Raw genomic sequence first — 238 nt, forward strand, 5'->3', positions numbered from 1 at the left:
TACCGGGCCAGCACCTTGCTCACCGCCGGAGTCAGCGCCGCCGCCAGCCGGGCCGGTGGCGGGCGTTCGGCGTCCCGGAGAGCCTCGGCGGCGGCCAGGACCACCTCCCGTTTGCCCTTGTTCTTCGGTACGCCGGCGGCGGCACGCTCGTACAGCAGCGCGCCTTCCTCCAGCACCAGTTCCGTGTCGATCCCGGCCGGGATCTTGATGCCCGCGTGGTGCCGCCAGGTGCCGATCG

General features: G+C 73.1%; 1 protein-coding gene. It reads right to left on the minus strand.

Translation table 11 applies throughout. The features are described from left to right. On the minus strand, window positions 1-238 hold a 238-nt coding region (locus tag RB628_RS42260), incomplete at both ends, for a maltotransferase domain-containing protein (RefSeq protein ID WP_318325868.1).

Origin of the sequence: Streptomyces sp. ADMS (assembly GCF_033441795.1) — a bacterium.
GTDB lineage: Bacteria > Actinomycetota > Actinomycetes > Streptomycetales > Streptomycetaceae > Streptomyces.